Genomic DNA, 24093 nt, shown 5'->3' with positions numbered 1-24093 from the left:
TATTTATTTTAAAGCTTCTTCAATAGCATTTCCAAATAAATCAGGCATACTAATTCCTGCAGCTTGCGCTTGTTGTGGTAAAATACTAGCGTTAGTAAGACCAGGAATGGTATTCATTTCTAATAAATGAGGTTCGTTATTTTTAAAAATAAATTCACTTCTAGAAAAACCAGTCATTCTTAAAACCTCATAGACCTTTTTAGCTACAGTATTTACTTTGGCTTCTTGTGTTTTAGTTAATCTTGCAGGCGTAATTTCTTGAGATTTACCAAGGTATTTAGCTTCGTAATCAAAAAAATCATTTTCGCTAACAATCTCTGTAATTGGTAAAACTTTAGTTTCGCCTTTATAAGTAATAACACCTACAGATACCTCAGTACCATCTAAAAAAGACTCTATAATTATTTCGTCATCTTCTTTAAAGGCATGGTTAATTGCATGTTGTAGGTCTTCTTTTTTGTGCACTTTTGTAATACCAAAACTACTTCCAGCTTTATTAGCCTTTACAAAACAGGGTAATCCAACTTTAGTAATAATATCCTCCTCATTTACGGGATCACCTAAATTTAGGTAATAGCTTTCAGCAGTTAAAATACCGTAAGGCTTTAAAATACTTAAGCAATCTCTTTTGTTAAAAGTAACAGCAGCTTGATACATCCCACAACTGGTATGCGGTAAGTTTAGTAATTTAAAATAGCCTTGCATATAACCATCCTCTCCAGGACTACCATGAATAGCATTAAAAACACAATCAAAAGTAATTTTATTATTATCTATAGTTACAGAAAAATCGTTTTTATCAATAGCAAATTCTTGATCTGCATCGTCTACATAAACCCATTTGTCTTTAAAGATATGTATGCGATAGGCATTATATTTAACCTTATCTAAATTTTGATATACCACGTTTCCGCTGGTAAGAGAGATCTTATATTCACTAGAATAACCTCCCATTATTATGGCAATGTTTTTTTTCATTTAAATCTAAATTATTTCAGATATTCAATAAACCATTAAAATATTCGTTTTGTAAAAATATCATTTATTTTATTCCGAAGATAAAACCTTTTAGTTTTTATATATTTGCCTACAAAAATTAGTTAAATGAGTGTCATCAATTTTCTTAAAAGTAAAGTGTTTTTTAAGCAATTAGCAATAGCAGTAGTCGCTGTGGTTGTTTTAGTGTTTTTAATGCTTAAGTGGTTAAACATTACTACAAATAATAACGAGTTTGAAACGGTTCCGGATTTGACAGGAAAATCGATAGAAGTTGCAAAAATAGAGTTAGAAAAAAACAACTTGGTAATGCAAATTCAGGACTCGGCTAATTTTAATCCCGATTACCCAAAGTTTTCTGTAATAGAGCAGGACCCAAAAGCTAGCGCTAAAGTTAAAGAAAACCGCAAAATATACATTACATTAAATCCGTCAGGATACCGTAAAATAGCAGTGCCTGATTTAAGTCATAAAAGTTTTAGACAAGCAAAACCAACAATTGAAGCATTAGGCTTTAAAATAGGAAAAACAATATATGTTGATCATATTGGTAAAGATATGGTTAGAGAATTACGTCATAAAGGAGAAACATTAAAACCTAATACAAAACTGCCTAAAACAGCAGTAATAGATGTCGTGTTAGGTAACGGTAACCGTCCTGGAGGCAATTAAATTATGGAGGACTACACACCAGAATTACAAGAGGAAGATGCAGATGGATTATTTGAACATCATTCTTTTACAGCAGATAAAGGTCAAAAACCATTACGTATAGACAAATGGTTAATGAACAAAATAGAAAACGCAACACGTAATAAAATACAAGATGCAGCCAAAAACGGAAGTATATTTGTAAACGACGTACCAGTTAAATCTAATTATAAGGTTAAACCGGAAGACGTTATTGCGGTACGTTTTGAGCATCCACCACATGAAAACCTATTGGTAGGAGAAGATTTACCATTAGATGTTGTTTATGAAGACGACCAATTACTAGTCGTTAACAAACCAGCAGGTATGGTTGTTCATCCAGGACATGGTAATTATTCTGGGACATTAATCAATGCATTAATATTTCATTTTGATAATTTACCTAACAACTCTAGCGATCGTCCAGGATTAGTCCATAGGATAGATAAAGACACATCAGGTTTATTAGTTGTAGCAAAAACGGAAGTTGCTATGGCACATTTGTCAGCACAGTTTAAAGCTAAAACAAGTGAGCGTGAATACGTCGCAATAGTTTGGGGTAACATGGATGAGGAAGAAGGTACCATAGAAGGTAACATTGGACGTCACCCAAAAAACAGACTGCAAAACACAGTATACTTAGACGACGATGCAGACAAAGGTAAACCAGCAGTAACACACTATAAGGTTTTAGAGCGTTTAGGCTATGTAACTTTAGTCAGCTGTAAGCTAGAAACAGGACGCACACACCAAATACGCGTCCACATGAAGCATATTGGACATACCTTATTTAATGACGAGCGTTATGGCGGAAACCTTATACTAAAAGGAACCACGTTTACCAAATACAAGCAATTTGTAGACAACTGTTTTAAAGTATTACCTCGTCAAGCACTACACGCAAAAACACTTGGCTTTGTGCATCCTACAACAAATAAATTTATGAGTTTTGAGTCTGAAATTCCAGACGATATTCAGGAATGTATTGAAAAGTGGAGAGGCTATTCCAAACACATGGAATAAGTTATAAAATATAATTTGGGCGTTACCACAAGGGTCGCGCTATCCATTATATCTTTTTTTGCCATATATGGCAGCAAAAAAAGGATGTCATTACTATCGCTAACGCAAAGACTAGCGATAGTAAACACACATTTTAATATATAAAATTACTATAGTTTCAGCTTTTATAAAGGTCATATAATTTGTATTTTTATATCAGAAATAAAAACACAATGAAACTAGTTATATCTCCAGCAAAATCGCTTGATTTTGAAAGCAAATTACCTACAGTAAAAGCGACACAACCTCTTTTTTTAGAGCAATCCACAAAACTAAATAAGGTATTAAAAAAGCAAAAGCCTAAAGACCTATCTCAATTAATGAGTATTAGCGATAATTTAGCACAATTAAATTATAACCGTAATCAAGATTGGGCACTACCTTTTACAAAGGATAATGCTAGACCAGCAATGTATGCTTTTAATGGAGATGTGTATAAAGGGTTAGACGCTTATAATATTGCAGCAGACAAGTTAGACCTTGCCCAAGATACTATCAGGATTTTATCTGGTTTATATGGTGTTTTAAAACCGTTAGACCTAATACAACCCTACAGATTAGAAATGGGAACAAAAATGCCAGTAGGAAGCAATAAAAATCTATATGAATTTTGGAAAAAAGATATAGTCAAAGCCTTAAACCAAGAGCTAGAAGACGACGAAGTGTTTCTTAATTTAGCCAGTAACGAGTATTTTAAAGCAGTAGATACAAAAGCACTTAAAGTACCAGTCGTAACAGCAAATTTTAAAGAATTTAAAAACGGTAAACTTAAAATAATATCGTTTTATGCCAAAGAGGCTAGAGGTTTAATGGCCAAATACGTTATTGATACTAACGCTCAAACCATAGAAGATTTAAAACAGTTTAACTACAATAATTATCAATTTGATGGAAACCTCTCAACCCAAAAAGACTTGGTCTTTACAAGATAATAAACGTACTCAATCAGAACGCGATTTATTTAAAGCAACAGGGAAGCCAAAAAAAAATAAGAATGTAACGTATTTACTTTCTGTAATAGCAGCTTTATTGTTAGTTAGCTTTGTGTTGCCTAAATTATACGATCAGGTAATTACTGTTTGTATAACAGACACTATCTGTTTAAATTCAGAGCATAACTTTATACTATATCCACTGTATATTTTTTGTACTATAGTAATATTGATTTTAGCAATTTATGGTGCTTATGTAGTTGGTAAAAAAATAGGAGAACGGTTTAAGGTTTAACCGTATCTTTTTTGTCCACATTAATTTTGGTTTCCGGTTTTACACGTTTTTTAATTCGTGGACGTCTAGTACCAAATGTACCTCTATTAATTTTTCCTCGTTTGGATTTTTTATCTCCTTTACCCATGTTTTTTTTATTTTAAAATTATAGTATAAGGTAGTAAAAGCACTATTTTTAAACAAGGTTATATTATTAAAGTTGTTATAAAATTTATTTGGACTTTATTTTATACTTAAATTATACGATGTTTAAACATATACATCCATATCCACCATTTATTAAAAAAGATACCACCAAGCTAATAGTCGGTACTTTACCACCACCACGTTTTACTACTGGACAGTTATTAGAAAAAGATGTAGACTTTTGCTATGGAAGCTATTATAACAGTTTGTGGTTATATATTGATAAAATTCACAGTTTAGGTTTACGTTATGATAACTCTCAAGAAGCCATCCAACAACGAAAGCGTTTTTTAATTCAAAATAAAATTGGTGTTTGTGATATTGTAGCTAGTGCAGAACGAGAAAAAATAGATGCTTCAGACCTAGGCATGACCAATATACATCTACGCGATTTAATTGGTTATTTACTAAAGTATCCAAATATTGACACCTTATTATTTACAGGAGGTAACAGCAAAAATGGACCTGAATATTTTTTTAGAAAACATATTAAAGACTATAATATTTCTTTAAAGTTGGTATCCAAAATCACGCCTAAAATTCATCAATTTATGCTACCAAATGCTGTAAACACAGTTGATAACATTAAAGCTGATTTATTCAGTAATAAAAAAGAGCGATTAATTAAAACTGTATCATTAACCTCAGGATCTGGAGCAGCAAATATCGCTATTGGTAGCAATCCATTATATAAGCAGTTAAAAGCTAAAGACCCAAGTTTTAATACTTTTGATTTTAGGGTCATGCAGTATAGTGAGTATTTTTAGTAATTAATAAATAGTACCAATAGGATGCCTATTATAGCAGGAAGTGCTTGTACAAAAAATATTTTTTTAGAAACACTCATCGCTCCATAAATACCAGCAATAGCGACACAACTTAAAAAAAACAATCTAATATTGGATTGCCAGTATTGATCAGTTATAAAAAAAGTCCATAATAATCCAGCAGCTAAAAACCCATTATACAAACCTTGGTTGGCAGCCATGCTTTTAGTAGGTTTAAAAAGCGCTTTTGGAAAAGTTTTAAAAACTTTACGACCTGTAGTTTCCCAAGCAAACATTTCAAAATATAAAAAGTATACGTGTAACAACGTTACAAATCCAATAACAAGGTTTAATAGTATATCCATAATTATCTTTTTAAAAAATTGAATCTAAAAATTGTTTAATGCTTTCTTGGTTAGCTTTTATTAAGGCTTCGCGTGCATTTTCCTTATCCTTTGGTTTTTTATCCTGAGACAATTTAAACTTACCTTCCCAAGTGTCTATTGTGATTTCAAACATTTTAATATACTCTAAATTTTTATCTAATCTAGGATTGTCGGACTCCAAAACATAGTTGTGTTCTGGAGCTTCTAAAAATTCAGTCATGGTAATCAAAGATTGTTTTAAAGCTTCAGTACTTTCAATTTTAGTCACTTTTCCAGTTAAATGTACTCTAATATAATTCCAAGTTGGTAATTGAGTAGTTGTATATATGCTAGGCGATATATAGCATTGTGGGCCATAAAAAAGGATAGTGACTTCGTTTTCATCCTTTAAAAGATTAGTCTGTGGATTATATATATCAATGTGGCCAATTAATTTACCATCAGTTTCACGATATATTAATGGTAAATGTGTAATTAAAGGAGTGTTATCCTTTACAGATATAATAGTTGCTAAAGGATATGTTTTTATCACTTCTAATAAGTGTCCTTTATCATTTTCTTGATGTTTTGCTGGAGGATACAATAGATTTATAAGGTTATAAGTTCAAAGTATTTTATTTCATTTAAAATTTACTAAATATTGTGTAGATTTATAAAATGTCTGATAAAAGTACTTCATTTTCAATAAAAAACTGGTCTCAGGACGATCAACCTAGAGAAAAACTACTTTACAAAGGTAAAGTCGCCTTAAGTGATGCCGAGTTGGTTGCCATTTTAATAGGATCTGGTAATAGACAAGAAAGTGCTGTTGCTTTATGTAAGCGTATTCTGGCGTCTACAGACAATAATTTAAGCCAATTAGGAAAACTGACCATAAAACAATTAATGGAGTTTAAGGGAATTGGGGAAGCCAAAGCAATAACTATTATTGCAGCTTTGGAGCTAGGACGTAGACGTAGAGGAGGAGAAGCACTAGAAAGAAAGAAGATAACCTCTAGTAAATCTGTATTTGAATTGATGCAACCTATTATTGGCGAGTTACCACATGAAGAGTTTTGGATAATTTATTTAAATAATTCAAATAAAGTAATTCACAAAAGTCAACTAAGTAAAGGTGGAATAACAGGTACATTAGTAGACACTAGATTGGTTTTAAAAACAGCTTTAGAGGTTGGAGCAGTAGGCTTAATATTAACACACAATCATCCTTCAGGAACTTTAAAACCTAGTCAAGCAGATAAGGATGTGACCTTAAAATTAAAATTAGCAGCACAAAGTTTAGATATAAAAGTTTTAGATCATTTAATCATTACAGAGCAAAGTTATTTTAGCTTTGCAGATCAATCTATACTGTAATATGCTATTAGTTTATACACATAAAATAACACCTAGAGTAAAGTATGTTTTTAAACAAATTTGTACTAGAATTTTAGGAGTGCCTGTTAGTTTTACTACTGTTATTGAAGAGTTTATTGCACATGATAGTTTAAAAATGTCTTATACAAGACAGCCTTTAAGTAACGAGATTTTTGTGCGTAGCAATGAGTTGCTATTTGAGCAAGGATTATCAGATATTGACATAACAGTCTTACCTTGGGAATACACAAAATGTTTTTTTCCAACAGGAGATAAAAGTGCAGTGCCATTTGATATTTTTGCAGCCTCTTTTTATTTAATTAGTAGGTATGAAGAATATTTACCACATCTTAAAGACGAGTTTGGACGCTACACAGCAGAAGAGAGTTTAGCATATAAAAACAATTTTTTAGACCAACCTGTAGTAGATATTTGGGCATACAAATTTAAAGCTATTTTACAAGCCACTTATCCAGATTTTAGCTTTCCAGAACAAAAGTATACTGTAATTCCTGTTATTGATGTTCCTATGGCTTACGAGTATAAATTAAAAGGAATAATGCGCACTGTAGGAGGTACGTTTAAAGATTTTTTTACTTTTAAATTTAGACGCTTGTACGAGCGTTATTCGGTTTTAACCGGTTTTAAGCGTGATCCATTGGATAATTACAAGTATATTATTAATAAGCAAAAAGCTTCAAAATATAAGTTTGTGTTTTTCTTTTTATTAGGCGATTTTTCAACCTATGATAAAAATATCAATCCTCAAAAGCAAAAGTTTATTTCGTTAATCAAACACATTGCAGATTATTGCAAAATAGGTATCAAGACCTCTTTTTTTGCTTTAACTAATTTGGAATTATTAAAAGAAGAAAAAACAAGAATGGAGGGTATTATAAACAATGCTATAGTGGGTTCTAGACACTCGTTTTCTAAAGTTAATTTGCCAGAATCATATCGTAATTTAGTGGAGTTAGAAATTCCTGAAGACTATACCATGGGTTACGTTAATCATTTAGGGTTTAGAGCCGGAACGTGTACTCCATTTTTATTTTATGATGTAGATTTTGAAGTGCAAACACCGCTTAAAATTGTCCCTTATCAAGCATTAGATTTTGCATTTTTAAAATATCACTCGTTATTAGATAAACAACAATCTTTAAAAAGATTAATTAAAAGTATCAAAAATGTAAATGGTACTTTTGTACCTGTGTTTCATAACTACACCTTTAATAAACAAGAACGTTGGAAACATTTTAAAACCTTATTCAATATTATGTTAGATGTTAAAAAAAAATAAAGTAGAACATATATTTTTTGATTTAGATCATACGCTTTGGGACTTTGACAAAAACTCTGCTTTAACCTTTGATTTTCTTTTTAAGAAACATGAGGTTAATACTAAATTAGCCGATTTTTTAAAATTTTACGAACCCATAAATCTTAAATATTGGAAATTATATAGAGATGAAAAAGTATCTAAAGACAATTTGCGTTACAATAGATTAAAAGAAACCTTCGATGCTTTACAATTTAGCATTGAAGATGATTTGATTAACACATTGTCTGAAGATTATATTAACCATCTAAGCAGTTTTAATCATGTATTTGATGGCACTGTAGAGTTGTTGGATTACCTAAAAACCAAATATAATTTACATATTATTACAAATGGATTTAAGGAAGCACAAAACAATAAATTAAAAGGATCTAAGTTAGATCATTATTTTACTACAGTTACAAGTGCAGAGGTTGCAGGTGTTAAAAAACCTAACCCTCAAATTTTTAATTTTGCATTAAAGTTAGCTAATGCCAATTCAGCTAACAGTATCATGATAGGAGATAATTATGAAGCAGATATTTTAGGCGCATTAGATATTGGATTGGATGCCATTTGTTTTAATTACCACAAAGCAGAAATTAGTCCAGAAATTAAGGTTGTTAATCATTTATTAGACATTAAAAAATATTTATAATTATGAAAATTTCAAATAAAGTAAGTGTAATTGTTATTATGTTAGTAAGCTTACTAACAAGTGTCAACGCACAAGACAAGTTAAATAATTACAAGTATGTTGTAGTTGCTAATCAATTTGATTTTCAGTCAGAACCTGATCAATATAGATTAAATGGTTTGACTACGTTTTTATTACAAAAACAAAATTTCACTGTATTTAGTAATACCGATGTTTTACCAGACGATGCTATAGCAAATGGTTGTTTAGTATTGTATGCAACATTAAAAAATTCATCTTCATTATTTAAGACCAAAGTAAACGTCCAATTTGAAAACTGTAAAAAAGAAATTGTCTTTACTTCGGATATTGGCGAGTCTAGAGATAAAAAGTACATCGTAGCCTATAACGAAGCAACACGTAATGCATTTAATACCTTTTCAAGTTTTGAGCACACCTATAAAGCGACAACAGAAAATAGTACAACAACGCAAGTGGAAGCGCTAAAACAAGAAATAGAAACTTTAAAAGCTAATAAAGTAACTGAAGAGAGTCCTAAAGTAACAGCTATAGATAAAACTAAAGATGAGGTTGTTAAAGCAACCAATACAGCTGTCAAATCCAATAGTAATTTAGAGGCAGCTACTACAGCAGATAACACCTTAAAAGCCCAATTAATAACAGGATCTGTATTTAGTTATAATCTATTAGACGCAAATAACACTGTTGTTTATACTATTCTATTTTCAGGTAAAGAGGATTATTACATTGTAAAAGGACAAGACGCTTTAATCTATAAAATGAATAATCAATGGGTATTGGCACACTACGTTAATAATGACTTACAGATAAAGGCAATTAATATTAAGTTTTAGTAACCATATTTTTCCTTCCAACGTGACCTTAAAAAGTCGCGTTGGGCATTTTCCCTAGCATTATTTCCTGGGTCGTATAACTTAGTATTACTAACCTCTTTTGGTAAAAACTCTTGACTAGCAAAATTATTTTCATAATTATGACTGTACTTGTAGTCTTCGCCATAACCAATCTCTTTCATTAATTTAGTTGGTGCATTTCTAATATTTAAAGGCACACTTAAATCTCCTGTTTGTTTAACCAATTGTTGAGCATGGTTAATAGCCATATAAGCAGCATTACTTTTTGGCGAACTTGCTAAATAAGTGGCACACTGACTTAATATAATTCTAGACTCAGGGTAACCAATCGTGCTTACAGCCTGAAACGTTGTATTAGCCATAACCAATGCAGTTGGATTAGCATTACCAATATCTTCACTAGCTAAAATTAGCATACGTCTAGCAATAAATTTTACATCCTCACCACCTTCAACCATTCTAGCCAAATAATACACAGCAGCATTTGGGTCGCTACCTCTAATGGATTTTATAAAAGCAGACACAATATCATAATGCTGCTCTCCAGTTTTATCATAACGCACAGTATTATTTTGTACCTTGTCTAAAACCATAGCATCTGTTATTGTAATAATAGGTTTATCCTCACTATTAACAACTAGTTCAAAGATGTTTAAAAGTTTTCTAGCATCACCACCTGACAAACGCAATAAGGCACTCGTTTCATTAAGTTTTATAGTCTTTTTAGATAAGTATTCGTCTTTTTCAATCGCACGCTTTAAAAGGTCCTCTAAATCACTTTTTTCAAAAGCTTTTAAAATATAAACCTGACAGCGTGACAATAATGCCGATATTACCTCAAAACTTGGATTTTCAGTCGTTGCACCAATTAGCGTTACCCAACCCTTTTCTACAGCTTGTAATAAACTATCTTGCTGTGATTTGCTAAATCTATGAATCTCATCAATAAACAAAATTGGGTTTTTAGCAGTAAATAAACCACCACTATTTTTAGCCTTCTCAATAACCTCTCGCACATCTTTAACACCAGAGCTAATTGCGCTTAAAGTATAAAAAGGACGCTTAGAGGTTTGCGCAATAATATTAGCCAACGTTGTTTTTCCAATACCAGGAGGTCCCCAAAGTATCATACTAGGTATAATGCCTTGATTAATATGACTGGTTAAAGTCCCGTTTGGACCTACTAAATGTGACTGACTTATATAGTCGTCTAAAGTTTGTGGACGTAATCGTTCTGCTAAAGGCGTGTTCATAACTGTAAAATTAAATTAAATTTTGTTTAGGCGTGTCTTTTTTGCGCATTCTTAACAAAAAAGTCTGGCTTTCATTACTCAATCTTTTTGCTAAGGCAAAAAGGATTTTAGACAAATCATTCAATTACGAAGTCATCACGATTTCTTTCTAAATAGTATTCATGAGTAATCCTTCACGCAGTAACCGACTGACATTATTGCAAGACATTAAAAGTGGTTAACTATTTGCTATATGTATTGCAAATGAAACAACAAGAACCTTTTAAGTTTACCATAGACGTTATTGCTTATCCAATAGGGTTTGTAATATTGCTATGGTTAATTTTTGCTATCGAAATTAGGTTTGGATTTTCCCTTAATTTTTTAGGCATCTATCCTCAAAAAATAACAGGGTTAATAGGCGTGATTTGCAGTCCGTTTATACATTCTGGGATTTCCCATTTATGGCATAATACCATACCTTTATTTGTGTTAAGTACAGCCTTGTTTTATTTTTATAGACCTATCGCATTTAAAGTACTGTTGTATGGCATACTATTATCTGGTTTTTTAACTTGGTGCATTGGTAGACCATCTTACCACATAGGAGCAAGCGGATTAATATATGTATTAGCTAGTTTTGTTTTTTTTAAAGGTGTTTTTGCCAAACACTATAGGCTAATTGCATTGTCCTTACTAGTCGCTTTTTTATATGGTAGTATGATATGGAATACTATTCCTTTGGAGGAAGGTATCTCTTGGGAAGGTCATTTAAGTGGTTTAATCGTGGGATTAGTATTTGCTTTATTTTTTAGAAAACAAATAGCAAAACCAAAAAGGTATGTTTGGGAAGAACCCGATTACAACGAAGACGATGACGAGTTTTTAAAACATTTTGATGAAAACGGTAATTTTATCGAAACCACAGTAGAGGAGGAGTTACCTGAAAATAATCTTCCAGAAGTAACGCTTCCTGTTACTATTAGTTATACTTATAAAAAAAATAAAGAGTTATAGACGTTGTCTTACCGCTTCATATAAAAAGGCACCACAAGCAACACTAACATTTAAAGATTCTATTTCACCTAATAAAGGTAGTTTAGCTTTCTCATTAGCTATTTTTAATATAGATGGATTTATACCACGACCTTCAGATCCCATTATAATAGCACAGGGCTCTTTAAACGAAACATCAAATAATGTATTATCCGTTTTCTCTGTCGCAGCAATAACTTTAATATCTGACGCTTGCAGAAAAAACACAGCGTCTTTAATGTGATCCACTCTACAAATAGGCACTTTAAATACTGCACCAGCACTTGTTTTAATAGTATCACCATTTACAGGAGCAGCACCTTTACTTTGTATTATTATTCCGTCTACTCCAGTACATTCTGCAGTACGTATTATAGCACCAAAGTTTCTAACATCACTAAGTTGATCTAATAATAAAAAAAGCGGAGTTGTATTTTTTTTAGACACCATGTCAAACAATTCCTCAATATCATAAAACTTAACAGGAGCAATTTGTGCAACAGCACCTTGGTGATTGTTTTTTGTTAATCTATTTAATTTTTCAACCGGAACGTAAGACGAGTTAATTCTCTTGTCTTTTAATACCGTTTCTAATTCTTGAAACAAGTCGCCTTTAAGTCCTTTTTGCAAAAAGACTTTATCTACATGTTCGCCAGCATTTAAAGCTTCAATAATAGCTCTAAGTCCAAATATTTGAGTTGTTTTATCCATGACGCAAAGGTATAAAAAAAGAGCCTGCAAATTGCAGGCTCTTTAATGAGTTTCTTGTAAAAGAAATATAATAATTACTCAGCAGCAACTAGTTCACCTAACATATCGTAAACTTTATATTTTCCACCTACTACTTCAATCGTAGCAACTACAGTTTCTCCCGATCCTCCAGCAGCTGCGCTAGTTGAAGAATTTGAAAAATATAATGCAGGAATATTTATTACTCCAGAGTTAAAAGTTCCAATATGAGAAATTTCAACGTTAAAAGGAAATGCAAAATCTCCAGTTAACACTTCATTAACATCAGCATCTAAACCTAAGTCGAAATCCCATAAGTCAACTACTAAGTCATATGTACCATCAGCTAATACACCGTTTCCGATACTACCACTATTAACTGTGTTTTGATCAACAACTTCAGGACAATCACCTGTAAATGCATAAGCATCAAAAGAGTTTAAATAAAAGTCGAAATCTGCAATACCACATAAACTTTCAGTATGAGAAACCTCTACATCATCTAAAGTTGTTTCAAGTATGTTTTGTTCTAATGTAACATATGTTACAGGGATATCCCAATCAACAACGATAGATGGTAAATCACTAACAAAGTTAGTCACCTCTAGGTCAATAAAGATAGCTCCACCTGCAGCTAATCCATTTTTGTTGTCAGCACTTGTTAATTTAAATCTTAAATTTTCAGTACCTTCTTTTAGAACGTCTTGTACAGCAGTAATGTTAAAAGTATGGTTTTCTGCATATGCAGGAAATTCAATTTTGTAACCAAACGCTCCAAAACCATCATCCACAGATGTTGCACCAGTAGCTAATCCGTCAGCATCGCTAACAATATAGTCAGAGTTAGAACCACCAGAAACTAATTCTAGTTTAAAGTCCATTTCTTCTTTATAAGTAGCATCTGTTGTTAAAGAAACAGTAATTGTTTCTCCTTCCATTATACTAGTAGCAGATTGCCCTGTCATAGATACAGTAGGCTTATCTGTAGTAGTGTAATTTACATCATCATTAACACATGATGTAAGCGCTACAACAGTACATGATAATAATATATTTTTAATGTATTTCATCGTCTTATATTTTTTATTGTAAAGTTAATATCCAAGTACTTCCAGAATATATAGGTCCAGCAGATCCACCAATACCAAATTCAGGGAATACTAATTGTCCTGTAGCTTGGTCAACATAACCTGGACTACCTTGGATAATTTCGTTAGAAAATTGCCATTCAGTAAAGATTAAGTTACCAGCACAAGCATAGAAGTAAGACTTGTAAGTGTTGTTTGGCCATCCAAACATACTATTTAATTCATAGTTACCAGCTCCTAAGTGTACAATCGTGTGGTTAGCAGGTGTTGCATAGTTTACACTATACGTTCCAGCTAAATCAGTACGACATAATTGTAATCTTACTAAAGTAGATTCTAATTGCTCAGAAATTACTACGTTATCTACTGTTACTAATGTTTTTAGGTTAACTACAAAAACAGTAGTTTTTGCATTATCTAAAGCATCGTTATTAACTTTAATTGGAATTAAATCAAATGTTGAGTTAGCAGGTATAGTTGTTTCTAAAGTTGTATCAACCCAGTCAAAATGTGTTCCAGGAACAGCTATAGGATATTTTCTAACATCATCACTTGGATCAAGTGGTGTATTATTAATATCTAACATTGTTTCTAAATCAGCTAATTCATCGTCAGATATTTTTAAATCTGCAAATGTTCCAATTTCATAAGACATAGTGATCGTTGATCCTGAAGGTTGTCCTGATTGTCCACCAATAAGGTGAACAGGAATATCAAAATCAAACTGAGCACCTGGCTCTTCAACAAAGTTCCCTAAGTTATCGTCAGTTTTAAAACCAACTACTAAAGGACCGTTAAATGTTTCATTGTCTACATCAATTTCGTCATCAACGATACATGATGCTAAAAGCGAGCAGCTTAAAACTGCTAACAAATAAGTTCTTAAATTTTTCATTTCTTTTCTTTTTTATAGTTTATTGTGCCCAGAATGGTCCTGTTGCAAATGCTTGTGCACTGCTTACTGGAGGAACATTAGAAGCATTTGATATTAACTCAGACGAAGGATATAATAATCTTTTTGGTCTAGTTGATGATTGCGCTGTTGTAGCTAAAGGTATTCCTGAAGGATATCCAGTTCTTGTAAACTCGATATAAGATTCTAAACCATTAATTCCATTTAAAGCAACCCATTTTTGTCTCATGATAGCTTCAGTTTTCTCAGCATCTGTTCCAGCCCATCCAATAGTTGGAGCAGTTGGGTTATAAGTAGAAGAATCTAATCCAAATAAGTTGAAAGACGCATCAATACCAGCTTGAAATGATGTTTGAGCATCACCACTTAATTTACTTAATAATTGTGCTTCAGCTTGTAATAAGAAAGATTCAGCAGCTGTCATTAAATAACCATCTTGAGCAGAGTTTATTACTAAACCTGGTCCAATTGGAGAAAGACTTTCTGGAGATTGAGTACCATCAAAACCTTGTGTATGTCCAACATATTGGTCATCATCATTTAATCCGTAAAGTGCACTTAATCTAGCATCTGGTACAGCTCCAGGGAAGTTACCTTTTAAGAATTCAATTGCGTAATCAGATCCTCTGTAAAAATTATAACTTACTGAAGTAGACTCATCATTAGAGAACATTAAAGCGTAAAATGGATTTTGTTGTGCAACTTGTCCATCAGAATATCCTGGATTAATTACAGCATCAACTGCAATAAAGTTACTACCATCTAGTGCAGCAAATTGTGCATCTAAATACGTTGCTAATTCAGCGTCATTTCCTAAAGTATAAGCTTTAGTTGCTTGTCTTAATAATAGTCTTAATTTAATTGTGTTACCTACAAGTAGCCCAATTTGACATTGCTCCACCGTAAACGATATCCTCTGATCCTACAGCTGTTGCTGATCCAGAAGAAGCTATTAAAGCAATTGCTTCATCAATTTCAGTTACTAAAGATCTGTAAATCGTAGCATCATCATCATAAGAAGGTGTTAAGTTATCAATACCTTTATGTGCTTCTGTGTAAGGAATATCACCATATAAATCTACTAAATACTGAAAGTAATATGCTTTCATAATTTTAGCAATCGCTTTATGGTTGTTATACTCACTACCATCGTAATCTATGATTGCTTGAAAGTTAGCAGTCGTTAAATAAAGACCATCGTAAATGTCATCGTAAAATCCATTGTCGATCGCTAATGAGAATTCTTCAGAGAAACCACCTGTAAAAGCATTTACGTTAGCTCCCCATCTGTTCATCATTACGTTTCCTAGAATGTTCATTCTTCTAGCTTGTTGTCTGTATGTTGATGCTAATGCACCTGCTAATACTAAATCAGGCGTTACAACATCTGCAGATGGACTATTTGGATTGTCATTGATATCCAAATAATTACTACATGACATAGTAATTGTAAGAATTACTAATAATATAATATTAAATTTTGTTTTCATCTTTGAATTTTATTAAAAAGTTAAATTAACACTTAGTCCGTAACTTCTAGTTGCTGGATATTGTCCAGATACACTTAAACCTTGAGCATTTCCTGTAGTGTTAGAGAATTCTGGATCAGCGTATCCTCTGTTTTCTTTAGGTAATACAACAAACGGGTTTCTTGCATTTACACCTACTCTTACTGAGCTAAATCCAATAGCATCTAATGCTTTTTGGTTAAGGCTATAACTTAATGAAAGCTCTCTTACTTTAAATGCAGTTGCATCTAATACAAAGTTTTCTGATACATCTCTATATTCATTAGAGAAATAATCTAAGTAGTTAGCGTAAGTAGTTCCACCTGTAACAACGTTTGTGTTAGCAGCATAAACTCCTGGAGAAGTTTCGATAGCAGAGTTAGGGAAAATAAATCCTCTTCTTCCGTTTTCAGCAGATTCTACTAAGTGTCCACTCCATGATAACCAGTCTTTAGTACCAGCCCAGAATTGACCTCCTGTTCTGTAATCAAATACACCAGCTAATCTAAATCCTTTATAAGTTAAAGAAGTACTTAATCCTAATACATAGTCAGGGTTTGCAACTCCTAAATTAATAAACTCAGACGTTTTTAATGGGTTTCCTGTAGAAGGGTCAATTAAGACACGTCCATTAGGATCTCTTTGGTAACCTGTACCTTTAATTAAAGGGAAAGCTTCACCTACTGTAGCGAAGATACCTACATCTGCGTTTCCGTTTCCTAATGAAACTTCATCAGTGTTATCAGATACTTTCTTAACGATTGTTTCATCAGAAGCAATGTTAAAGTTTAAGTCCCATCTAAAGTTATCATTTCTGATTGGTGTAATACCTAAATCAACTTCGTAACCTTTAGTTTCTGTTTCTCCAATGTTAATTGTAGATTGAGTTAATCCAGAAGCTGTAGATGAAGTAACGTTTGTTACTAAGTCAGTGTTATTTGTTACATAGTAAGAAGCTCCAATTGTTACACGGTCTCCTTTAAAGAATGCTAAGTTTAAACCTATCTCTTTGTTTGTAATAAACTCATTAACTAAGTTTGGATCTGCTACACTTGTGTCTACACCAAAAGAGTTAAGACCTCCAAAAGGGAATCCACTAACTTGGTTGTAAGTATTGTTGATTTCATAAGTTCCTACACGATCATTACCTACTCTTGCGTAGTTAGCTGATATTTTAGCGTAGTTTAAAACATCTCCTTTTAATTCTGGGAATGCTTTAGTTGGGATAAAAGATAAACCTGCACTTGGGTAGAAGAAAGAGTTGTTATCACTATTTAATCTTGAAGTCCAGTCATTTCTACCTGTTAAAGTAGCAAATAAGAAATCTTTATATCCTAAATCCACACTTGCAAATACAGCATAACTTCTGTTTCTAGAAGAACTGTTAGATACTGTTGGTGTTCCTGTAATGTTGTCAATGTTATAAAAACCAGGGATAGTTAAGTTACTACCTGCAACACTTGTGAATGTAGATAAGTTATCTTGTATGTTGTTACCTAATGTTGCTTTTAATGAAACATCATCATTTAACATATAATCAAAGTTTAAGAAGATATCGTTATAGATATTCTTAGATTCTTGATTGTTTGTACTAAAGTTAGATACAGTAGAGTGATCTCCACCACCAACACCTAAAAGGTCAGTATATCCATTAGTATATCCTAAAAAGTTGCTGCTAAAAGTTCTTAAACTTGAAAGAGAACTTACGTTAATGTTATCGTTAATTTGGTATTTTAAATTGATGATACCGTTAAAACGATCAGACTCATCATTGTTTCTGATGTTATCTCTCATCCAGTATGGACTTCTGTAATATGATGTCCAGTGGTATTGATTTAAAGGTTGAGAAAACTGTCCAACAGGAATGTTAGTTGCAGTTTGTAATAACTCAGTAAATAAAGCAGAAGTAGTAGTACTTGTTTTAGAGTTAACATAGTTAATGTTACCACCTAATTCCCATTTTCCGATTGTTTTACCAGCCTTAAATAAGATGTTTGTTCTACCTAATTCATCTCCATCTACAACAAAATCAGTGTTTTGTCTGTTAACAGATAATAAAGCGTAAGATGTTGCATCTCCACCTGAGATAGAAACTCCTGTTTGCTTAATTGTACCTGTTTTAAAGAAATCTTTAATATTGTCTTCAATAGCAGAATATGGTGCCATAATGTAAGATCCATCAGCTTGCGCTAAACCTACAGGCATTATTGATCCATCAAATTCTGGACCCCATCCTCCATTTTCATATGCTACGTGACCACCATTCCAACCTTGACCGTACTTAGTCTGTCTTTTTGGTAAGAAAGAAACTGACTCAAATTGAATTGAGCTGTTAAAATCAATTTTGATTTTTTCATCACTAGTTCCTCTTTTAGTAGTAACGATGATTACACCATTTGCTCCTTGAGAACCGTAAAGTGCACTACCTCCAGCTCCTTTAATAACGTTTGTAGATGCAATGATCTCAGGCGAAAGATTTGCTAAAGTATTTGCTGAAGAAATCGCTCCATCAATTACAATTAACGCTTCGTTACTACCTGTTAACGATCTGTTACCTCTTAATACAATACGAGTTGATTGATTAACACCGTTATTAGTTGTGTTAATTTTTAATCCTGATACTTTACCAGCTAAACTCTGTATTACGTTAGGGTTAGAAGCCTGTGTCAGCACTTCTGCGTCTACAGTTTCAGTAGCAGCAGTAAGCTCATCCGCTTTTCTTTCAATACCTAAAACGGTAATTACTACTTCGTCAAGAGCATTATCAGGCTCAAGGCTTACATTAATACTGTTACTAGCACCAACTTTTACTTCCTTAGTACCGTAACCAACATAACTAAATGTTAAAACACCACCAGTTGTTACACCAATAGAGTAATTACCATCAAAATCTGTTGTCGTTCCTTGAGAAGTTCCTTTAACTACAATAGTTGCCGAAGGTAAAGGCAACCCATTTTCGTCAGAAACAACTCCTGAAACTGTTTTGTCTTGTGCGAACGATAGTTGCACAACAAACGCTAGAAATAGCGTTAAAATTCCACTAAACTTTGTTTTCATTTTATAATTTATTTGAATTAGTCTATGCCAAAAATCATAATAAAAAGTTAATTAAACAATATTTATTGGTTAAAATTTCATTTTTTTTTTGAAATATTCAATAATAACATAAGTTTTACCTAAAAATTAGCAGTTAAACTTAGGTGTATCTTAGAATTTGAGAATTTTACTGTTTCATTTTCTGTCTTACCATTAGCGTATATAAAACGTAGTAATCCGCTGTTTGTTAATACGCCAAATCCAAAGCCAAAACCTATAATATTTTCATTTTGGTTTAGTAGTTGGTTTTTAAAGTTTGCATAGTCTAAAACTGTATTTACAAACACGCCTTCGCTTAACGTGTACCTATATTCTGTCGTTAGCATATTAAGGCTGTTTGCACTTAGGCTGTTTTCTGTAAAACCTCTAATGTTATTTATTCCTCCAAACCTATATAGTTCGTTGTCAAAATAATTATCAGATTCAAGTCTATGTATTAGTGCTTTAGTATAAATACTGTTGGTGTGATTTAATTTAAATATGTGCTCTCCAATAATGGTTATTAAGGTTTGCTTAGTGTTGTTTGTGGTTGTTTTTCTAGAGCCTGTTCCAAACTCTAAACTTAAATCGGTTTTTGTTTTGAAAATTCTTTCTGCGTTTTGTAATGTTTTGTATTGATGTTTTATGGTGAAAAGTTGGCTATTAAAGTCGGTGATGTTAGTAAAATCTTCGGTGTTTGATAAGTTGCTCGATTCGGTGGATTCAATCCCTGCATATATGCGATTAGCGTCGTTTAATTGGTAGTAAAGGTTTCCTTTTTGTTTTGTATTTATAAAAGAGGAGTCTCGTTTTATGATTTGTAACGATGCTTCAATGCCTATTGGCGATGAAAATATGTAAGGTAGAGTGGTTGTAAGATTGAAATTTTTTTGGTCACTTTCATCGCTCTTGTAATTTAGGTACAAGGTTTCTCCGTAATTTAAATTATTATTTAAGCTTAAATCAAGGTATCCGTTAAATTCAATTTTATCTGTGTTTTCGTTTGTGGTAAATCCAATGTATCCATCAAAATTGTTGCTGGTTAGTTTTTCTAAATAAAGGTACAGGTGAGTTGAATCTTTAGTAAATAATATTTCAGGACTTTTTGATTGTCTTGCAAAACTTAAATTGTTTAGTGATTTTGTTTTTTTATTAATGGCCTCAATATTGAAGATCTTGTTTTTATTAATTTTCAAAAAACGTTTTAAAAAGGACTTCGGAAATTTTTCGTATCCTTTAATTACTATTTTATCAAGACTTCTTTTATTGTCGTCATCACTAATCATAAGTTTAGCTGTTAATGTGTTTTGATCACGACTAATAATGTCGCTTAGTTTTAATGTGGAAAAGGGGTTGCCTGCTGAGGCTATTATTTTATTATACTTTATAAGTTCGTTCTCTATATTGCTATAGGGAATTATGACCTCGTTGTCTTTGGTTATTTTTAAATTCAATTTTGAATAATAGTTTTGCTCAGTAATAGAGCTATCTAGTGTTATAGCTAAAAATTCTATTTTGTTATTTAATTGTAGTAAAACTGAAAAAACTGAGTCTTTATTTTCTGTAATACTAAAAAGTGTGTTATTAATATAACCGTTCTTCTTAAGTTTATTTTGAAATAGTGTTATTTCATCCTCTAAAGACTGTAAGGTTTCGTGTTTTTTAGTGTAATCATAAAATGAAATTATTTTATCATCATTTGAATCAACTCCAGAAATATTTAAAACTAATTCTTGGCTCCAACTAAATTGAAATAGAAGAATAAAAAGTATTGATGTTGCTGTTTTTAGATTCAAGATGTGATAATTATGTTTTAGAGGATAAAATAACGCAAAATTCTTACTATATAATATGGTGCTTTGATTTATTTTTAAATTCTATTGAAAATTAATGTGTTATGATTTGATTAATTAAATATAATCACTACATTTGCACCCCTCTTAAAGAGAGGTAACATAAAATTATATTAAAGTTATATGCCAACAATTTCACAATTAGTACGAAAAGGAAGAGCCAAAATAACCAAGAAGAGTAAATCGGCTGCTTTAGATTCGTGTCCTCAAAGACGTGGTGTGTGTACTCGTGTTTATACAACGACACCTAAAAAACCTAACTCAGCAATGCGTAAGGTGGCAAGGGTTCGTTTAACAAACGGAAACGAAGTAAATGCATACATCGGTGGAGAAGGTCACAATTTACAAGAGCACTCGATAGTATTGGTTAGAGGTGGAAGGGTAAAAGATTTACCAGGAGTTAGATATCACATCGTTCGTGGTGCTTTAGACACAGCAGGTGTTGCAGGAGGAACACAACGTAGATCTAAGTATGGTGCAAAACGCCCTAAAAGTTAATTAAAAACTTAAGAAGAAGACATGAGAAAAAGAGCAGCGAAAAAAAGACCGCTTTTACCAGATCCTCGCTTTAACGATCAGTTAGTAACTAGATTTGTTAACATGATGATGTGGGACGGAAAGAAGTCTGTAGCCTTTAAAGTGTTTTATGATGCTATTGACATCGTAGATACAAAGAAGACAGACGAAGAAAAAACAGCTTTAGAAATTTGGAAAGATGCGTTATCAAACGTTATGCCTCACGTAGAAGTACGTAGTCGTAGAGTTGGAGGAGCAACATTTCAAATACCTAATCCAATACGTGCAGATCGTAAGGTTTCAACTGCAATGAAATGGTTAATTAGTTATTCTCGTAAGAGAAACGAAAAATCTATGGCATTGCGTTTAGCATCAGAAATTTTAGCAGCAGCTAAAGAAGAAGGAGCAGCAGTTAAAAAACGTGTAGATACTCACAAGATGGCTGAAGCAAACAAAGCATTCTCTCACTTTAGATTTTAATAAGACATGGCTAGAGATTTAAAATATACAAGAAACATTGGAATTGCAGCTCATATTGATGCAGGTAAAACTACAACAACAGAGCGTGTTCTTTATTATACAGGTGTTTCGCATAAAATTGGAGAAGTGCATGATGGTGCTGCTACAATGGACTGGATGGAGCAAGAGCAGGAACGTGGTATTACTATTACGTCTGCAGCTACAACTTGTACTTGGAAGTTCCCATTAGAAAATGCAGAACCTACACCAACAACAAAGGATTATCACTTTAATATTATTGATACTCCAGGTCACGTTGATTTTACTGTAGAGGTAAATAGATCTTTACGTGTATTAGATGGTTTAGTATTCTTGTTTAGTGCAGTTGATGGTGTTGAGCCTCAATCTGAAACTAACTGGAGACTTGCAGACAATTATAAAGTACCAAGAATTGGTTTTGTTAATAAGATGGACCGTCAAGGATCTGACTTTTTAGCTGTTTGTCAACAAGTAAAAGATATGTTAAAGTCTAACGCAGTGCCAATTGTTTTAAACATTGGTGATGAAGAAGATTTTAAAGGTATCATAGATTTAGTAAAAAACCGTGCTATTGTTTGGCACGATGAAACTCAAGGAGCAACTTTCGATGTTATCGAAATTCCTGAGGATATGAAAGAAGAAGCTCGTAAATACCGTGCACTTTTAATTGAAGAAGTAGCAAGTTATGACGAGAATCTTTTAGAAAAATTCATGGAAGATGAAGATTCAATTACAGAAGAAGAAGTGCATGCTGCACTTAGAGCTGCTGTAATGGATATGGCAATCATTCCTATGATTTGTGGTTCAGCTTTTAAAAATAAAGGTGTACAATTCTTGTTAGATGCTGTATGTCGTTACTTGCCTTCTCCAATGGACAAGGAAGGTATTAAAGGGATGAATCCAGATACTGAAAAAGAAGAATTACGTAAGCCAAGTGTTGACGAACCTTTTGCAGCATTAGCGTTTAAAATTGCAACAGATCCTTTCGTAGGACGTTTAGCATTTTTTAGAGCTTACTCTGGTCGTTTAGATGCAGGTTCTTATGTGTTAAATAATCGTTCTGGTAAAAAAGAACGTATCTCTCGTATTTATCAAATGCATGCTAACAAGCAAAATGCAATTGATTTTATCGAGGCTGGAGATATTGGAGCTGCTGTTGGATTTAAATCTATCAAAACAGGAGATACTTTATCAGACCAAGATCATCCAATCATTTTAGAGTCTATGGACTTCCCAGATCCAGTAATTGGTATCGCGGTTGAGCCTAAAACTAAAGCTGATGTTGATAAATTAGGTATTGGTTTAGCTAAATTAGCAGAAGAAGATCCGACGTTTACAGTGCGTTCAGATGAAGCTTCAGGTCAGACTATTATTTCTGGAATGGGAGAGCTTCACTTAGATGTAATTGTAGATCGTTTAAGACGTGAGTTTAAAGTAGAAGTTAATCAAGGTCAACCTCAAGTTGAATATAAAGAAGCTATTACTGCATCGGCAGATCATAGAGAAGTTTATAAGAAACAATCAGGTGGACGTGGTAAATTTGCCGATATCGTATTTACTGTTGAACCAGCAGACGAAGGTGTTGTTGGATTACAGTTTGAATCTGTAATTAAAGGTGGTAACGTTCCTAAGGAATTTATCCCTTCAATTGAAAAAGGATTTAAGATGGCAATGGTTAACGGTCCATTAGCAGGTTATGAAATCGACTCAATGAAAGTTACTTTAAAAGATGGATCTTACCATGATGTGGATTCTGATCAATTATCTTTTGAGTTGGCTGCTAAGCTAGGATTTAAAAACTGTGCTAAAGCTGCTAAAGCTGTAATAATGGAGCCTATCATGAAGCTTGAGGTAATTACTCCTGAAGAAAATATGGGTGACATTGTTGGAGATTTAAATAGAAGAAGAGGTATGATGGAAGGTATGGGTGATCGTGCTGGAGCTAAGACAATTAAAGCTACTGTGCCATTATCTGAAATGTTTGGTTATGTTACAACATTAAGAACATTATCTTCTGGTAGAGCAACTTCTACAATGGAATTTTCACATTATGCTGAAACTCCTTCTAATATTTCAGAAGAAGTAATTAAAGCTGCTAAAGGCGTTGAATCGTAAATCTTAAAGA

25 protein-coding genes are annotated in these 24093 nt (G+C 32.6%); 13 read left to right on the top strand and 12 right to left on the bottom strand.

The annotated features are described in order from the left end of the window. Window positions 1–3: 3 nt before the first annotated feature. Entirely contained in the window at window positions 4–978 is a 975-nt protein-coding gene (locus JM82_RS02655) for a D-alanine--D-alanine ligase (RefSeq protein ID WP_145000959.1), read from the bottom strand. Between the two features lie 126 nt (window positions 979–1104). Between JM82_RS02655 and JM82_RS02650 the strand changes: the two genes are divergently transcribed. The 4 genes from JM82_RS02650 to JM82_RS02635 all read left to right on the top strand — a co-directional run bounded on the left by JM82_RS02650 (window position 1105) and on the right by JM82_RS02635 (window position 3975). After that, window positions 1105–1668, top strand: coding sequence for a PASTA domain-containing protein (locus JM82_RS02650; RefSeq protein WP_145000957.1), 564 nt, complete (start codon window positions 1105–1107; stop codon window positions 1666–1668). A 3-nt stretch (window positions 1669–1671) separates the two neighbouring features. Next, window positions 1672–2709 (top strand): RluA family pseudouridine synthase, encoded by a 1038-nt coding sequence (locus tag JM82_RS02645; RefSeq protein ID WP_145000955.1) that lies wholly within the window; start codon window positions 1672–1674, stop codon window positions 2707–2709. Window positions 2710–2921: 212 nt separating this feature from the next. After that, window positions 2922–3680 carry a peroxide stress protein YaaA gene (yaaA, locus tag JM82_RS02640; RefSeq protein ID WP_145000953.1) on the top strand — a complete coding sequence of 253 codons (759 nt, stop codon included), beginning with the start codon at window positions 2922–2924 and terminating at the stop codon, window positions 3678–3680. Then, on the top strand, window positions 3637–3975 hold the full coding sequence (locus JM82_RS02635) for a hypothetical protein (protein WP_145000952.1): 339 nt from the start codon (window positions 3637–3639) through the stop codon (window positions 3973–3975). The genes yaaA and JM82_RS02635 overlap by 44 nt, the downstream gene beginning before the upstream one ends. Here the strand turns inward: JM82_RS02635 and JM82_RS02630 are convergent. After that, window positions 3965–4102, bottom strand: a complete 138-nt coding sequence (locus JM82_RS02630; RefSeq protein ID WP_145000950.1) for a 30S ribosomal protein THX — start codon at window positions 4100–4102, stop codon at window positions 3965–3967. The genes JM82_RS02635 and JM82_RS02630 overlap by 11 nt on opposite strands. A 118-nt stretch (window positions 4103–4220) precedes the next feature. Between JM82_RS02630 and JM82_RS02625 the strand changes: the two genes are divergently transcribed. After that, window positions 4221–4928, top strand: a complete 708-nt coding sequence (locus JM82_RS02625; protein WP_145000947.1) for a uracil-DNA glycosylase family protein — start codon at window positions 4221–4223, stop codon at window positions 4926–4928. Here JM82_RS02625 and JM82_RS02620 read toward each other — a convergent pair. Next, entirely contained in the window at window positions 4925–5293 is a 369-nt protein-coding gene (locus tag JM82_RS02620; protein WP_145000946.1) for a DUF1304 domain-containing protein, read from the bottom strand. The two genes, JM82_RS02625 and JM82_RS02620, sit on opposite strands and share 4 nt — an antisense overlap. A 10-nt stretch (window positions 5294–5303) precedes the next feature. Then, on the bottom strand, window positions 5304–5897 hold the full coding sequence (locus JM82_RS02615; protein ID WP_145000943.1) for an FMN-binding negative transcriptional regulator: 594 nt from the start codon (window positions 5895–5897) through the stop codon (window positions 5304–5306). Window positions 5898–5971: 74 nt separating this feature from the next. On the opposite strand from JM82_RS02615, the gene radC reads away from it, so the two are divergent. Genes radC through JM82_RS02595 form a run of 4 tightly spaced genes read left to right on the top strand, consistent with a single transcriptional unit; the run spans window position 5972 to window position 9500 of the window. Further along, window positions 5972–6670, top strand: a complete 699-nt coding sequence (gene radC, locus JM82_RS02610) for a RadC family protein (RefSeq protein ID WP_145000942.1) — start codon at window positions 5972–5974, stop codon at window positions 6668–6670. Window position 6671: 1 nt separating this feature from the next. Continuing rightward, complete coding sequence (locus JM82_RS02605) at window positions 6672–7970, top strand: polysaccharide deacetylase family protein (RefSeq protein ID WP_145000940.1); 1299 nt, start codon at window positions 6672–6674, stop codon at window positions 7968–7970. Next, window positions 7954–8646 (top strand): YjjG family noncanonical pyrimidine nucleotidase, encoded by a 693-nt coding sequence (locus tag JM82_RS02600; RefSeq protein WP_145000938.1) that lies wholly within the window; start codon window positions 7954–7956, stop codon window positions 8644–8646. Before JM82_RS02605 ends, JM82_RS02600 begins: the two co-directional genes overlap by 17 nt. A gap of 2 nt (window positions 8647–8648) precedes the next feature. Continuing rightward, a complete protein-coding gene (locus JM82_RS02595; protein ID WP_145000936.1) occupies window positions 8649–9500 on the top strand; it encodes a hypothetical protein in 852 nt (283 codons plus the stop codon). Here the strand turns inward: JM82_RS02595 and JM82_RS02590 are convergent. After that, the gene (locus tag JM82_RS02590; protein WP_145000934.1) at window positions 9497–10774 is read right to left on the bottom strand and encodes a replication-associated recombination protein A; all 1278 of its coding nucleotides are present in this window, start codon (window positions 10772–10774) and stop codon (window positions 9497–9499) included. The genes JM82_RS02595 and JM82_RS02590 overlap by 4 nt on opposite strands. A 243-nt stretch (window positions 10775–11017) precedes the next feature. Here JM82_RS02590 and JM82_RS02585 point away from each other — a divergent pair, with 243 nt between their 5' ends. After that, window positions 11018–11770, top strand: coding sequence for a rhomboid family intramembrane serine protease (locus JM82_RS02585; RefSeq protein ID WP_145000932.1), 753 nt, complete (start codon window positions 11018–11020; stop codon window positions 11768–11770). Here JM82_RS02585 and rlmB read toward each other — a convergent pair. The 7 genes from rlmB to JM82_RS02550 all read right to left on the bottom strand — a co-directional run bounded on the left by rlmB (window position 11765) and on the right by JM82_RS02550 (window position 20897). Beyond that, on the bottom strand, window positions 11765–12499 hold the full coding sequence (gene rlmB, locus JM82_RS02580) for a 23S rRNA (guanosine(2251)-2'-O)-methyltransferase RlmB (RefSeq protein ID WP_145000930.1): 735 nt from the start codon (window positions 12497–12499) through the stop codon (window positions 11765–11767). The two genes, JM82_RS02585 and rlmB, sit on opposite strands and share 6 nt — an antisense overlap. Before the next feature lie 74 nt (window positions 12500–12573). Beyond that, on the bottom strand, window positions 12574–13587 hold the full coding sequence (locus JM82_RS02575) for a hypothetical protein (RefSeq protein ID WP_145000928.1): 1014 nt from the start codon (window positions 13585–13587) through the stop codon (window positions 12574–12576). A gap of 13 nt (window positions 13588–13600) precedes the next feature. Further along, complete coding sequence (locus tag JM82_RS02570) at window positions 13601–14500, bottom strand: hypothetical protein (protein WP_145000926.1); 900 nt, start codon at window positions 14498–14500, stop codon at window positions 13601–13603. A 19-nt stretch (window positions 14501–14519) separates the two neighbouring features. After that, on the bottom strand, window positions 14520–15419 hold the full coding sequence (locus JM82_RS02565) for a SusD/RagB family nutrient-binding outer membrane lipoprotein (RefSeq protein ID WP_145000924.1): 900 nt from the start codon (window positions 15417–15419) through the stop codon (window positions 14520–14522). Beyond that, window positions 15385–16008, bottom strand: coding sequence for a SusD/RagB family nutrient-binding outer membrane lipoprotein (locus JM82_RS02560; protein WP_145000922.1), 624 nt, complete (start codon window positions 16006–16008; stop codon window positions 15385–15387). The genes JM82_RS02565 and JM82_RS02560 overlap by 35 nt, the downstream gene beginning before the upstream one ends. Before the next feature lie 12 nt (window positions 16009–16020). Further along, on the bottom strand, window positions 16021–19083 hold the full coding sequence (locus JM82_RS02555; protein ID WP_145000920.1) for a SusC/RagA family TonB-linked outer membrane protein: 3063 nt from the start codon (window positions 19081–19083) through the stop codon (window positions 16021–16023). Between the two features lie 119 nt (window positions 19084–19202). Continuing rightward, entirely contained in the window at window positions 19203–20897 is a 1695-nt protein-coding gene (locus tag JM82_RS02550; RefSeq protein WP_145000918.1) for a hypothetical protein, read from the bottom strand. 180 nt (window positions 20898–21077) lie between these two features. On the opposite strand from JM82_RS02550, the gene rpsL reads away from it, so the two are divergent. Genes rpsL through fusA form a run of 3 tightly spaced genes read left to right on the top strand, consistent with a single transcriptional unit; the run spans window position 21078 to window position 24083 of the window. Continuing rightward, window positions 21078–21452, top strand: a complete 375-nt coding sequence (gene rpsL, locus JM82_RS02545) for a 30S ribosomal protein S12 (protein WP_145000916.1) — start codon at window positions 21078–21080, stop codon at window positions 21450–21452. 21 nt (window positions 21453–21473) lie between these two features. After that, complete coding sequence (rpsG, locus tag JM82_RS02540) at window positions 21474–21950, top strand: 30S ribosomal protein S7 (protein WP_028283867.1); 477 nt, start codon at window positions 21474–21476, stop codon at window positions 21948–21950. A 6-nt stretch (window positions 21951–21956) separates the two neighbouring features. Beyond that, entirely contained in the window at window positions 21957–24083 is a 2127-nt protein-coding gene (gene fusA / locus JM82_RS02535; protein ID WP_145000914.1) for an elongation factor G, read from the top strand. The last annotated feature ends 10 nt before the right edge of the window (window positions 24084–24093 follow it).

Origin of the sequence: Olleya sp. Hel_I_94, from assembly GCF_007827365.1 — a bacterium.
Lineage (GTDB): Bacteria > Bacteroidota > Bacteroidia > Flavobacteriales > Flavobacteriaceae > Olleya.
This window is presented reverse-complemented; position numbering and strand designations above follow the sequence as displayed.

Bases quoted from the DNA above. Each gene is read 5' to 3' on its own strand.
- JM82_RS02655 (WP_145000959.1), bottom strand. From the start codon at position 978: ATGAAAAAAAACATTGCCATAATAATGGGAGGTTATTCTAGTGAATAT.
- JM82_RS02650 (WP_145000957.1), top strand. From the start codon at position 1,105: ATGAGTGTCATCAATTTTCTTAAAAGTAAAGTGTTTTTTAAGCAATTA.
- JM82_RS02645 (WP_145000955.1), top strand. From the start codon at position 1,672: ATGGAGGACTACACACCAGAATTACAAGAGGAAGATGCAGATGGATTA.
- yaaA (WP_145000953.1), top strand. From the start codon at position 2,922: ATGAAACTAGTTATATCTCCAGCAAAATCGCTTGATTTTGAAAGCAAA.
- JM82_RS02635 (WP_145000952.1), top strand. From the start codon at position 3,637: ATGGAAACCTCTCAACCCAAAAAGACTTGGTCTTTACAAGATAATAAA.
- JM82_RS02630 (WP_145000950.1), bottom strand. From the start codon at position 4,102: ATGGGTAAAGGAGATAAAAAATCCAAACGAGGAAAAATTAATAGAGGT.
- JM82_RS02625 (WP_145000947.1), top strand. From the start codon at position 4,221: ATGTTTAAACATATACATCCATATCCACCATTTATTAAAAAAGATACC.
- JM82_RS02620 (WP_145000946.1), bottom strand. From the start codon at position 5,293: ATGGATATACTATTAAACCTTGTTATTGGATTTGTAACGTTGTTACAC.
- radC (WP_145000942.1), top strand. From the start codon at position 5,972: ATGTCTGATAAAAGTACTTCATTTTCAATAAAAAACTGGTCTCAGGAC.
- JM82_RS02605 (WP_145000940.1), top strand. From the start codon at position 6,672: ATGCTATTAGTTTATACACATAAAATAACACCTAGAGTAAAGTATGTT.
- JM82_RS02600 (WP_145000938.1), top strand. From the start codon at position 7,954: ATGTTAAAAAAAAATAAAGTAGAACATATATTTTTTGATTTAGATCAT.
- JM82_RS02595 (WP_145000936.1), top strand. From the start codon at position 8,649: ATGAAAATTTCAAATAAAGTAAGTGTAATTGTTATTATGTTAGTAAGC.
- JM82_RS02590 (WP_145000934.1), bottom strand. From the start codon at position 10,774: ATGAACACGCCTTTAGCAGAACGATTACGTCCACAAACTTTAGACGAC.
- JM82_RS02585 (WP_145000932.1), top strand. From the start codon at position 11,018: ATGAAACAACAAGAACCTTTTAAGTTTACCATAGACGTTATTGCTTAT.
- rlmB (WP_145000930.1), bottom strand. From the start codon at position 12,499: ATGGATAAAACAACTCAAATATTTGGACTTAGAGCTATTATTGAAGCT.
- JM82_RS02575 (WP_145000928.1), bottom strand. From the start codon at position 13,587: ATGAAATACATTAAAAATATATTATTATCATGTACTGTTGTAGCGCTT.
- JM82_RS02570 (WP_145000926.1), bottom strand. From the start codon at position 14,500: ATGAAAAATTTAAGAACTTATTTGTTAGCAGTTTTAAGCTGCTCGCTT.
- JM82_RS02560 (WP_145000922.1), bottom strand. From the start codon at position 16,008: ATGAAAACAAAATTTAATATTATATTATTAGTAATTCTTACAATTACT.
- JM82_RS02555 (WP_145000920.1), bottom strand. From the start codon at position 19,083: ATGAAAACAAAGTTTAGTGGAATTTTAACGCTATTTCTAGCGTTTGTT.
- rpsL (WP_145000916.1), top strand. From the start codon at position 21,078: ATGCCAACAATTTCACAATTAGTACGAAAAGGAAGAGCCAAAATAACC.
- rpsG (WP_028283867.1), top strand. From the start codon at position 21,474: ATGAGAAAAAGAGCAGCGAAAAAAAGACCGCTTTTACCAGATCCTCGC.
- fusA (WP_145000914.1), top strand. From the start codon at position 21,957: ATGGCTAGAGATTTAAAATATACAAGAAACATTGGAATTGCAGCTCAT.